This window comes from Actinotalea sp. JY-7885 (assembly GCF_014525465.1).
In the GTDB taxonomy this organism is placed as follows: domain Bacteria; phylum Actinomycetota; class Actinomycetes; order Actinomycetales; family Cellulomonadaceae; genus Actinotalea.
This window is the reverse complement of record NZ_JACEXH010000113.1, coordinates 1-11,040: the sequence shown is the minus strand read 5'-3', so window position 1 is coordinate 11,040 and position 11,040 is coordinate 1. Positions and strand designations below refer to the sequence as shown.

11 protein-coding genes are annotated in these 11,040 nt (G+C 76.7%); 9 read left to right on the top strand and 2 right to left on the bottom strand.

The features are described 5' to 3' along the window. Positions 1-153: 153 nt before the first annotated feature. On the top strand, positions 154-726 hold the full coding sequence (locus IDM29_RS17350; protein WP_188037534.1) for a GNAT family N-acetyltransferase: 573 nt from the start codon (positions 154-156) through the stop codon (positions 724-726). 47 nt (positions 727-773) lie between these two features. Then, positions 774-2,513 carry a bifunctional 3'-5' exonuclease/DNA polymerase gene (locus tag IDM29_RS11140; protein ID WP_182111627.1) on the top strand — a complete coding sequence of 580 codons (1,740 nt, stop codon included), beginning with the start codon at positions 774-776 and terminating at the stop codon, positions 2,511-2,513. A gap of 4 nt (positions 2,514-2,517) precedes the next feature. Here IDM29_RS11140 and IDM29_RS11135 read toward each other — a convergent pair whose 3' ends face one another. Next, on the bottom strand, positions 2,518-3,003 hold the full coding sequence (locus IDM29_RS11135; RefSeq protein ID WP_182111626.1) for a pyridoxamine 5'-phosphate oxidase family protein: 486 nt from the start codon (positions 3,001-3,003) through the stop codon (positions 2,518-2,520). A gap of 89 nt (positions 3,004-3,092) precedes the next feature. Next, complete coding sequence (locus IDM29_RS11130) at positions 3,093-3,932, bottom strand: alpha/beta fold hydrolase (RefSeq protein WP_182111625.1); 840 nt, start codon at positions 3,930-3,932, stop codon at positions 3,093-3,095. Between the two features lie 32 nt (positions 3,933-3,964). On the opposite strand from IDM29_RS11130, the gene IDM29_RS11125 reads away from it, so the two are divergent. The 7 genes from IDM29_RS11125 (at position 3,965) to IDM29_RS11095 (ending at position 10,961) form a co-directional block, all read left to right on the top strand. After that, a complete protein-coding gene (locus tag IDM29_RS11125; protein WP_182111624.1) occupies positions 3,965-4,432 on the top strand; it encodes a GNAT family N-acetyltransferase in 468 nt (155 codons plus the stop codon). Between the two features lie 64 nt (positions 4,433-4,496). Further along, positions 4,497-5,591: a tRNA 2-thiouridine(34) synthase MnmA gene (gene mnmA, locus IDM29_RS11120; RefSeq protein ID WP_182111623.1), complete on the top strand. Its 1,095-nt coding sequence runs from the start codon at positions 4,497-4,499 to the stop codon at positions 5,589-5,591. Between the two features lie 43 nt (positions 5,592-5,634). Beyond that, on the top strand, positions 5,635-6,672 hold the full coding sequence (locus IDM29_RS11115; protein WP_182111622.1) for a hypothetical protein: 1,038 nt from the start codon (positions 5,635-5,637) through the stop codon (positions 6,670-6,672). 56 nt (positions 6,673-6,728) lie between these two features. Then, complete coding sequence (ligA, locus tag IDM29_RS11110; RefSeq protein WP_370525731.1) at positions 6,729-9,215, top strand: NAD-dependent DNA ligase LigA; 2,487 nt, start codon at positions 6,729-6,731, stop codon at positions 9,213-9,215. Between the two features lie 8 nt (positions 9,216-9,223). Further along, on the top strand, positions 9,224-9,721 hold the full coding sequence (locus tag IDM29_RS11105) for a GNAT family N-acetyltransferase (RefSeq protein ID WP_223148225.1): 498 nt from the start codon (positions 9,224-9,226) through the stop codon (positions 9,719-9,721). Further along, complete coding sequence (locus tag IDM29_RS17695; RefSeq protein ID WP_182111620.1) at positions 9,718-10,542, top strand: N-acetyltransferase; 825 nt, start codon at positions 9,718-9,720, stop codon at positions 10,540-10,542. The genes IDM29_RS11105 and IDM29_RS17695 overlap by 4 nt, the downstream gene beginning before the upstream one ends. Further along, the gene (locus tag IDM29_RS11095; RefSeq protein WP_182111619.1) at positions 10,539-10,961 is read left to right on the top strand and encodes a pilus assembly protein CpaE; all 423 of its coding nucleotides are present in this window, start codon (positions 10,539-10,541) and stop codon (positions 10,959-10,961) included. The genes IDM29_RS17695 and IDM29_RS11095 overlap by 4 nt, the downstream gene beginning before the upstream one ends. The last annotated feature ends 79 nt before the right edge of the window (positions 10,962-11,040 follow it).

Here is an 11,040-nt window from a genome sequence, read left to right as displayed (position 1 = left end):
CACGCTGACGCGGGGTTCGCGCCGCGCTGGTGCGCGCCCGCCCGGCCCGCCCGCGGGTCGCGGCCCTCGTCGTCGCGGACGTGGGCGCCCGCGTGGCGGGAGCGGGGGTCCGCGGTCTATCGGCCGGGGCGCTCGCGCCCTAGGGTCGGGCGGATGAGCACCGAGCGAACCGCCCCCCGCCGCGTCGTGACGGACCGGCTCGTGCTGCGCGGGTTCGAGCCCGCTGACCTCGACCCCTTCGCCGCGATGAACGACGACCCGGTGGTCATGGAGCACTTCGCGCGCCACGGGACGCGCGAGGACACCGAGCGCCTGGTCGCGCGGGTCGCGGCGCACTGGGACGCCGAGGGCTGGGGCCTGTGGGCGCTCGAGCGGCGCGACACGGGGGAGTTCATCGGCTTCACCGGGCTGTGGCCGGTGGCCTTCGAGGCGGCGTTCGAGCCGCGGCGCGAGGTCGGCTGGCGGCTGGCCGTCGGGCACTGGGGGCAGGGCTTCGCCACGGAGGCGGCGAGGGCGGCGCTCGACGTCGCGTTCGACGTGCTCGGATGGGCGGACGTCGTCTCCTTCACGGCCGTGGGCAACGAGCGCTCGCAGGCGGTGATGCGCCGGATCGGGATGTGGCGCGACCCCGTCGGCGACTTCGACCACCCCGACGTGCCCGAGGGGCATCCCGTGCGCCCGCACGTGCTCTACCGGCTCGCGGCGGACCAGCGCCCCTGGCGCTGAGGGCGGACCGCGGCACCACGTGTCGGTGCCCGCCCCGACAATGGGGTGTGCCCTTCGTCGTGGTCGTCGACGACCCCGCCCACCCCGGCGGCGTCGTGCTCGTCGAGACGGCCGACGACGGCTCGGCCCGGCACCGCACGCCCGTCGCCCCGGGCGACCTGCCGGCGGCCGTCGCCCGGCGGGAGTCGGACCCGTCCGCCAGGCCGCGCTGGGTCTGGGACGACACGGCGCGCCGGTACCCGCCGCTGCTCGAGGCGGGTGTCCGGGTCGAGCGGTGCCACGACCTGCGGCTGTGCCACGCGATCCTGCGCCGGAGCGTCCTGTGCGCCGGGTCCCGGCTCGCGGAGGCGCCCGCGGGGCCCTGGGACGCCGCGCGCCCGGACGTGCCCGCCGCGACGGCCGGCGCGACCACCCTCTTCGACGCCGCATTCGGGGACGACGCCGCGTCCGGGGACGACGCCGCCTTCGACCACACCGCGTCCGGGGCCGCGGCGCACGCCGGCGGCGGCACGCCCGACCCGGTGGCGGCACTCGGAGACCAGCTCGAGGCCGTGGCCGGCTCGCGGGAGCCCGGTCGCCTCCGGCTGCTCCTGGCGGCCGAGTCCACCGGTGCCCTCATCGCCGCGGAGATGCGCCACGACGGCATGCCGTGGGACGTCCGGGTGCACGACCGCACGCTGACCGCGGCGCTCGGGGAGCGACCCCGCGCGGGCGGGCGACCGCGCCGTCTGGAGGCGGTGGCCGACCAGGTGCGCGCCGCGCTCGACCGGCCCGGTCTCAACGTCGACTCCCAACCGGAGCTGCTCGCCGCCCTGCGGGCGGCCGGCCTCGACGTCACGTCGACCCGCAAGGGGGAGATCCGCGGGCTCGACCACCCCGTCGTCGAGCCGCTGCTCGAGCACAAGCGGCTCTCGCGCCTGCTCAGCGCCAACGGGTGGACCTGGATGCAGACGTGGGTGCAGGACGGTCGGTTCCGGCCCGACTACGTGCCGGGCGGCGTCGTCACGGGGCGCTGGGCGACGAGCGGGGGAGGCGCGCTCCAGCTGCCCGCGGACATCCGGGCCGCGGTGCGCGCGGACCCCGGGTGGCGTCTCGTCGTCGCCGATGCCGCGCAGCTCGAGCCGCGGGTCCTGGCGGCCATGTCGGGGGACGACGCGATGGCCGCCGCAGGCCGGGCGGCGGACCTCTACCAGGGGCTGGTCGCGGCGGGGGTCGTCCAGACCCGCGAGCAGGCGAAGTACGCGATGCTCGGCGCTCTCTACGGCGCCACGAGCGGGGCGAGCGGCGCGCTCGTCCCGCGGCTCACGCGGGCCTACCCCCGGGCGCTCGGCCTGGTGGAGCGCGCCGCGCGGGCCGGTGAGCACGGCGAGGTCGTCTCGACCTGGCTCGGGCGCACGTCGCCGGCGCCGTCGCCGGCCTTCCTCGACGCGCTGCACGCCGCGAGCGGGGAGGGGGCCGACGCCGAGGAGGTTCGCGCCGTGCGGCGCCGGGCCCGGGACTGGGGCCGCTTCACGCGCAACTTCGTGGTCCAGGGCACCGCGGCCGAGTGGGCCCTGTGCTGGATGGCGTCGCTGCGCCGCCGCCTGCGCGACGTCGAGGGCAGGCCGCACCTCGTCTTCTTCCTGCACGACGAGGTGATGGTGCACGCCCCCGAGCCCGCCGCGGACGCCGTGGCCGACGCCGTCCGCGCCGCGGCCGCGGAGGCCGGGCGTCTGCTGTTCGGCGCCGCCCCCGTCGAGTTCCCGCTCAGCGTGTCGGTCGTCGAGAGCTACGACCAGGCGAGCTGACGCCTCACAGCTCGACGCGCTCGTTCTCCCCGCCGTCGTAGCGCTCGCCGGTCACCTTCGCCTTGACGAAGCTGATCAGCGTGGCGACGCGCCCCGGCGAGTCCCAGTACTCCGCGGAGTCGGCCGCGACGTGCAGCAGCACGGCCTCCGGGTCGTCCGGGCCCTGGGGCAGCCACGCCTCGACGACCGCGTTCCAGAGCTGGCGCTTCTTGGCGTCGTCCTCGACCACGCGCGCCCGGCCGGTCAACGACACCCAGCTCGAGCCGGCGGCCACCGCGACGTTGACCTGCGGGTGGACCGTCACGTGGGCGACGAGGCGCGAGCTGCGCTCGGCGAAGAACCACAGGTCGCCGTCGAAGTCGACCGCCTGCATGCCCATCGGGCGGCTCATGAGCGTGCCGTCGGGCGCGATGGACGTGAGCATCGCGACGTGCGCGTCCTCGAGGAGGTGGCGGACGGTGCGCAGGTCCTCGTCGGGTGCAGCGGTCATGGTCTCGCCTTCCTCTCGTGGTCCGTCCATCGTGTGACGTCGCCGGCCGGGGCGCGCGGCGAGACGGACCTGCGCGAGCGGCGGCGGACTCAGCGCCCGGTGAGGCGGTCCAGCACCGCGCCGTACTCGCGCAGCACCGAGATGTGGCCGTCCTCGGGCAGCAGGCGCGCCTCGGCCCCCGGCAGCAGGGCGCCGAGGCGGGCCGCGTGCGAGGGGGGCACCATCCGGTCCTGTCCGCCGTGGAGCACGAGCGTGGGCACCCGGACGTCGGCAAGGTCGAAGCCCCACGGCGAGACGAACGCGACGTCGTCGTCCACGAGGCCGTCCGGGGTCGCGGCCGGGTCGCTCGCGTCCTCGCCGAGGGCAGCCCACGGCCCCGAGAGGGCGGCCCAGTCCGCGGCGGTGAAGGTCTCCTCGTCGAACTCCTCGACCTCGGCGAGCCGCGCCCGGGCCTCGCGGCCCTGCGTCGCCGCCCGCAGCGCGGCGTCGGAGCGCATGCCGGCGAACCACGCCTCGTCGCCGTCCCAGGGCGCCGGGCCCGACAGCGAGGCGGCCGCGGTCACGCGGTCGGCGAGGAGGGCGGCGCACGCGAGCGCGTGCGGGCCGCCGCCGGAGTGTCCCAGCACGGCGAAGCGGCCCAGGCCGAGCGCGTCGGCGACGTGGGCGACGTCGTCGGCGGCCGAGGCGACGTCGCGGCCGGGCCGCGGGGTCGAGCCGCCGTACGCCGGGCGCGCGTAGGTGACCAGGTGGATGCCGCGCTCGACGGCGGGCTCCAGGAGCGGCGCCAGGAGCCGCCCGGAGTGGGGGGAGCCGTGGTGCCACACCACGACCGGCGCGTCCGCGCGGTCCGGTCGTGCGTCGTAGGCGCGCAGGGTGCGCCCGTCGCTCGTGCGCACGTCGTGCTCGCCGACCCGCTGCTCCGTTGCCATCCCGCCACCGTAGCGAGCCCTACGCTCGCCGGATGGAGCAGCGCGTGACCCAGCGGTCCGGTCCGGATGACGTCGTCGTCGAGGTCGTCACGGCGGTGACGCCCGAGCTCGTGGCGGCGTGGGAGGGCCTGCTGCCGCAGCTGTCGTCGTCCGCGGCGCCGGTGACGGCCGCGGCGCTGGCGGAGATCGTCGACTCCCCGGCCGTCTCGATGCTCGTGGCCCGGGTCGGGGGAGACGTCGTCGGGTCGCTCACGCTGGTGGAGTTCCCGTTGCCCACGGGGCGCCGCGCGTGGGTCGAGGACGTCGTCGTCGACGGCTCCGCGCGCGGGCGCGGGGTCGGCGAGGCGCTGCTCCGGGCGGCCGTCGCGCGCGCGGCCGAGCTCGGTGCCCGGACCGTGGATCTCACCTCGCGCCCGTCGCGGGAGGCCGCGAACCGGCTCTACCGCCGGGTCGGCTTCGTCGCGCGGGAGACCAACGTCTACCGGGTCGACCTGCGCTGATCCGCCCGGGCACGCACCGCCGTCGCCGACGCCTCGGGGCCGGGCGCGCACGTACCCTGGCCGCATGCGTGTCCTGGCAGCCCTCTCCGGTGGTGTCGACTCCGCCGTCGCCGCGGCCCGCGCGGTCGACGCCGGGCACGACGTCGTCGCGGTCCACATGGCGCTGTCGCGCAACCGCGACGAGTACCGCACGGGCTCGCGCGGCTGCTGCTCGATCGAGGACGCCGGCGACGCGCGGCGGGCGGCGGACGTGCTGGGCGTCCCGTACTACGTCTGGGACCTGTCCGAGACGTTCGAGCGCACGGTCGTGGCGGACTTCGTCGCCGAGTACGAGGCCGGGCGGACGCCCAACCCGTGCGTGCGCTGCAACGAGCACATCAAGTTCGAGGCGCTGCTGGACAAGGCGGTCGCGCTCGGCTTCGACGCCGTGTGCACCGGTCACTACGCGCGCGTCGAGATCGCGGACGACGGCGGGCGTGCGCTGCACCGCGCGCGCGACGCCGCCAAGGACCAGTCCTACGTGCTCGCGGTCATGGGGCCCGAGCGCCTGGCACGCGCGATGTTCCCGCTCGGCGACGTCGCCTCGAAGGACGAGGTGCGGGCCGAGGCGGCGGCGCGGGGCCTCGGCGTCTCCGCCAAGCCGGACTCCTACGACATCTGCTTCGTGGCCGACGGCGACACCCAGGGCTTCCTGCGCGAGCGGCTCGGCTCGCGCCCGGGCGACGTCGTCGACGTCGACGGCACGGTCCTCGGCCGGCACGACGGCGCCTACGCCTACACCGTCGGGCAGCGCAAGGGGCTCGCGCTCGGTCGGCCGGCGCCCGACGGGCGACCCCGCTACGTGCTGGAGGTCCAGCCGGCCTCGAACACGGTGGTGGTGGGCGCCGCGGAGCTGCTCACGGTGACGCGCCTTCGCGGGACGGACCCGGTGTGGTTCGAGGACCGCACCGACGGCGGCTGGTTCGACTGCGAGGTGCAGGTGCGGGCCCACGGCGCACCCGCCGCCGCGCGGGCCCGCGCGCTGGTGGGGCCGGCCGCGCACGGCATCGAGGTCGAGCTGGTCGACGGGCTGCGCGGCCTGGCCCCGGGCCAGTCGGCGGTGCTCTACGACGGCACGCGCGTGCTGGCCGAGGCGACCGTCGCCTCGACCGCCCGGTGAGCCCGCTGGGGCGCGGGGCGACGACGCCCCGGCAGGCGCGGTCATGACCGGCGTCACGCTGCTCGGCCCGTGGCCCGGGACGCGGCTGCACGAGGCGCAGACGACGCTCGTCGGCGAGCTCGCCGACGCGCCCGACGGCGTCGTCGGCATGCCGCCGCTCGCGCAGCTGCCGCACCGCGGACCCTGGGCGGACTCCGTCGCGCGCACGGTCGGCCTGCTCATGGACCTGCCGGCCGAGCTCGGCCCGCACGGGTGGAAGCTCGCCGACCGGCCCGGTCGGGACCTCGAGCGCTGCCGGTCGGCGCTGCGCGAGGAGCTCGACGAGCTCGCGATCGCCGCGCTCGGCCACCGCGGCCCGTTGGTGCTGAGCGTCCGCGGCCCGTGGACCCTGGCGGCGACGCTGTACCTGGCGCGGGGCGACCGCGTGCTGAGCGACGGCGGTGCCGTCCGCGACCTCGTCGCGTCGATGACCGAGGGCCTGGTCGACCTGGTGGCGCGGCTGAGGACCGCCGTGCCGGGCGCCGAGCCCGTCGTGGTGCTCCGCGAGCCGCAGCTCCCGGACGTGCTCGCCGGGACCGTGCCGAGCTTCTCGGGGCACACCCGGCTGTGGTCCGTCCCGGCCGAGGACGCGACCAGGGCGCTGCGCCAGGTCGTCGAGGGCCTGGGCGGGGCGGGCGCGCGGGCCGTCGCCCACGGCGGCGTCCGGTTCGCGACCCGCTCGTTCGACGTGCTGCGCGGCAGCGGGGCGGAGGGGGTCGGGGTGTCCGCCGCCTCGCTGCGCGGGCCGCAGTGGGAGCAGGTCGCGTCCGCCGTCGAGGACGGCCGCAGGATCTGGTTCGGGCTGCCCCAGGAGAAGCACGGGCGGCGCACCGACACGCGCGAGGTCGCCCGGCAGGTCGCGGGCCCGTGGACCGCCGTCGGGCTGCCGGCCCGCGGGTTGGCCGACGTGGTCGTGCACGCGGAGACGTCGGGCACGGTCGCCGGCGGGGACGCCCCGACCCGGCGCGAGGGCGACGCGCGGGCCGCCGTCGGGATCGCGAAGCAGGTCGCCGCGCGCCTCGCGGAGCTGGCCGCGGGCTGACCTGCGTCGCGCCGGACGCCCGGTCGCGTGTCGGTGGGACGCGCCATGATGTGCCTGTGAGCGAGACGACAGACCAGCCTCCCGCCGTACCGGAGCCGGTGGTGCCCGGGAGCGAGGTGCTCGAGAGCACGGCACCGCCGCCCGTGCTGGACGAGCGGGACGCCGGCCTGGACGACGACGCCGCACGGCACCGGTGGACGGAGCTCGCCGAGGAGATCCGCGCGCACCAGTTCGCCTACTACGTGCGCGACGCGCCGACCGTCTCCGACGCGGAGTACGACGTGCTGCTGCGTCGGCTCGACGCGCTCGAGCACGCGCACCCCGAGCTGCGCGTGCCCGACTCGCCCACGCAGCGCGTCGGTGGCACGTTCTCGACCGAGTTCACGGCGGTCGACCACGTCGAGCGGATGCTCAGCCTCGACAACGCGTTCTCCACCGACGAGGTCGCCGCGTGGGCCGAGCGCGTCACGCGCGACCTCGAGGGCGCCGCGAAGAACCTGCACTACCTGTGCGAGCTCAAGATCGACGGCCTCGCGATCGCGCTCCTCTACGAGGACGGGCGGCTCGTGCGCGCGCTGACCCGGGGCGACGGCCGCACGGGCGAGGACGTGACGCTCAACGTCAAGACGATCCAGGGCGTGCCGCACGTGCTCGCGGGAGACGACCACCCCGAGCTCATCGAGGTGCGCGGCGAGGTCTTCCTCCCGGTCGAGGGCTTCCGCGCGCTCAACGAGGCGCAGGTCGCGGCGGGCAAGGCACCGTTCGCCAACCCCCGGAACTCCGCGGCCGGCTCGCTGCGGCAGAAGGATCCGCGCGTCACGGCGTCGCGCCCGCTGCGCATGCTCTGCCACGGCATCGGGGCGCTGCGGTGGGCGGGGCGCCAGGAGGCGACGGCACGCCAGTCCGAGACCTACGAGCTGCTCGCGTCGTGGGGCCTGCCGGTGTCCGCGCGCACGCGCGTGGTCGACGACCTGGCGGGCGTCGTGGAGATGATCGACTACTACGGCGAGCACCGGCACGACGTCGAGCACGAGATCGACGGCATCGTGATCAAGGTCGACGAGACCGCTCTGCAGCGGCGCCTGGGCGCCACGAGCCGCGCCCCGCGCTGGGCGATCGCGTACAAGTACCCGCCCGAGGAGGTCAACACCCGCCTGCTCGACATCCGGGTCAACGTCGGGCGCACCGGGCGGGTGACGCCCTACGGCGTCATGGAGCCCGCCGTCGTCGCGGGGTCCACCGTGGCGATGGCGACGCTGCACAACCAGGACGTCGTGCGCGCCAAGGGCGTGAAGATCGGCGACGTCGTGGTGCTGCGCAAGGCGGGGGACGTCATCCCCGAGATCGTCGGCCCGGCCCCGCGGGCGCACGACGACGACTGGCCGCGACGCGAGTTCGTCATGCCGACGCGGTGCCCCGAGTGCGGCACGCCGCTGCGGGCGATGCGCGAGGGGGAGGTCGACCTGCGCTGCCCCAACGCACGGACCTGTCCCGCGCAGGTGCGCGGCCGCATCGAGCACATCGGCTCGCGCGGCGGCCTCGACATCGAGGCGCTCGGCGAGGTCACGGCGACCGCGCTGACGCAGCCCGAGGTGCCCGAGACGCCGCCCGTCGTCAGCGACGGGGACCTGTTCGCGCTGGTGGGCTACCCCCTCGACGCGGACGCGAGCACGCGGGAGCGCGTCCGGGCCGAGAGCCTGGCGAGGCTCGCGGAGATCGAGGTCGTCGTGCGGGACCCGGAGACGGGGGAGCCGCGCGCCGACGAGGACGGGGTCGTCCGCCGGCGGACGCCGTTCCGCCGCCGGGCCACGTGGACCAAGGCCGAGGAGCGCGCCGCGGAGGCGGAGGGTCGGGCCCTGCCCGCGTGGCTGCCGTCAGCGGCCGCGGTGACCTTGCTCGACGAGCTCGAGGCGGCCAAGACCAAGCCGTTGTGGCGGGTGCTCGTCTCGCTGAGCATCCGCAACGTCGGCCCGACGGCGGCGCGGGCGCTCGCCCAGCACTTCGGGTCGATGACCGCGCTCCAGGAGGCCCTCGCGGGCGAGCGGGGCGAGGTCGTCGCACGGCTCTCGCAGGTCGAAGGGCTGGGCCCGGTCATCGCCGAGTCGATCGTCGACTGGTTCGCGGAGGACTGGCACCGCGACGTCGTCGAGGCGTGGCGGCGCGCGGGCGTGCGCATGGAGGACGAGCGGGACACGTCGCTCGAGCGCACGCTCGAGGGGCTCACCGTGGTGGTCACGGGGTCGCTCGAGGGCTTCTCGCGCGACGGCGCCAAGGAGGCGATCCTCGCGCGCGGCGGCAAGGCCTCGGGCAGCGTGTCGAAGAAGACGGACTTCGTGGTCGTCGGGGAGAACGCCGGCACCAAGGAGGCGAAGGCCCGCGAGCTGGGCCTGCCGATCCTGGACGAGGACGGCTTCGTCGCGCTCCTCGCCGCCGGCCCCGCGGCCGTGGCGCCGGACGGCGGGGCGCCGGACGAGGGCGTGCACGACGCCGCTCACGACGACGGCGGCGGCGCGGCGGCGGAGCGGGACGGCGCGGCAGGGTGAGCGGGGTCGTGGTGCGTCCGGCCCGTCCGGACGAGCTCGCGGCCGTGGGCGAGCTCACGGTGGCCGCGTACCTCGCGGACGGCCTCGTCCCGGACGACCACTGGTACGTCGAGGAGCTGCGTGACGCGGTGGACCGGGCCGAGCACGGCACCGTGCTCGTCGCGGTCGGCGAGGACGGGGGCCTCCTCGGCACGGTGACGGTCGTCCGGCCACCGTCGCGCTACGCCGAGGTCGCCGGGGAGCACGAGGCCGAGCTGCGCATGCTGGCCGTCGCCCCGGGCGCGCGCCGGTGCGGCGTCGGCGAGCTCCTCGTGCGGACGGCGATGGGGCTGGCGCGTGCCGCCGGTGCGTGGACCCTCGCGCTCACGACGTTGACGACCATGGCCTCCGCGCGCCGGCTGTACGAGCGCCTCGGGCTGCACCGTGCCCCCGAGCGGGACTGGGGCGACGCCGCGGGCTACACGTTCCTCGTCTACACCGCCCCCCTGTCTCAGGAGGTCCCGTGACGACGCCCGCACCCACGGCCACGGCCACGGCCGCTGCCCGCCGTCCCGGTCTGGCCACCGAGGTCGCGACGTGGCCGCCGGTCGAGGCGGTCGACGTCGACGGGTGGCGCGTGGGGTTCTCGGAGGGATTCACGCGACGCGGCAACAGCGTGGCCGCCCTCCGCGCGCCGGGCGACGTCGAGGCGGCCCTCGACCGGACCGAGGACCTGTGCGCGGCGCGCGGGCTGCCGGCCGTGGTGCGGGTCTGCCGCGACTCGGCCCCGGACGACCTCGACGCCCGGCTGGCGCGGCGCGGCTACGCGGTCGCGGCGCCGACGTCGGTCATGGTCCGTGACCTGGCGAGTCCTCCGGGCCCCGGCGATCTCCCGCCCGGGCTGGAGATCGCGGACCGGCCCACCGCCGCGTGGCTGCACGGGTGGCTGGGCGTCAAGGCCGCGCAGCGCGAGGTCGACCTGGCCCTCGCGGAGCGCCTCCTGCGCGGCGCGCCCGCCGCGTACCTCACCCTGCGCGCCGACCGGCGCGAGGACGGCGACCTCGGCGTGATCCGTGCCGCCGTCGCCGACGGCTGGGTCGGGCTCTCCTGCCTGGCCGTCGCGCCCGCGGCGCGACGGACCGGGGTCGGCCGGCTCCTGACGCTCGCGGCCCTGGACCACGCCCGCACGCTGGGCGCCGGGTGGGCGTTCCTCCAGGTCGAGGAGGGCAACGCGGCTGCCCGGGCGCTGTACGAGGGGCTCCGGTTCGAGGTCTCGGACCGTTACCACTACCGCGAGCGCCCGGTGGACCTGCCGTCGCGCCCCGCGCGGGAGACACTGGGCGCATGATCTCCCAGCATCTCGCCGCCGCCCTGCGTGACGCCGGACTGCGGTGGAGGCCCGCCGCCGGCGACCGCTTCGTCATCCCGCAGGACGGTCTCGAGGACGAGCTCTTCACCCTCAGCGAGATGACCATCGAGGCGCGCGAGTACCCGACCGGCACCATCCTCGGGTTCAACGGCACGACGGAGTGGGCCCTGGACTCGGTCGCCCAGGAGGACGCGCTCTGGATGCCCCGCGAGGACCAGCTGCGCGACCTGCTCGGTTCGACCTTCGTCTCGCTCGCCCGGGCGGACGACGCGTGGCAGGTCACGACCCGGTCCGCCTCCGGCGAGGAGGCACGGTTCACGGCCGCGACCGCCGCCGACGCGTACGGCGAGGCGCTCCTCGCCCTCGTGGTGCTCGCGCTCGCCGACGCCGACCGGTAGCGTCCCGCGCCATGGCGACCCCGGGTGCCGCGCCGCCGCCTCCGCCGCCCACTCCGCCGCCGCCTCCGCCGCCGGCGTT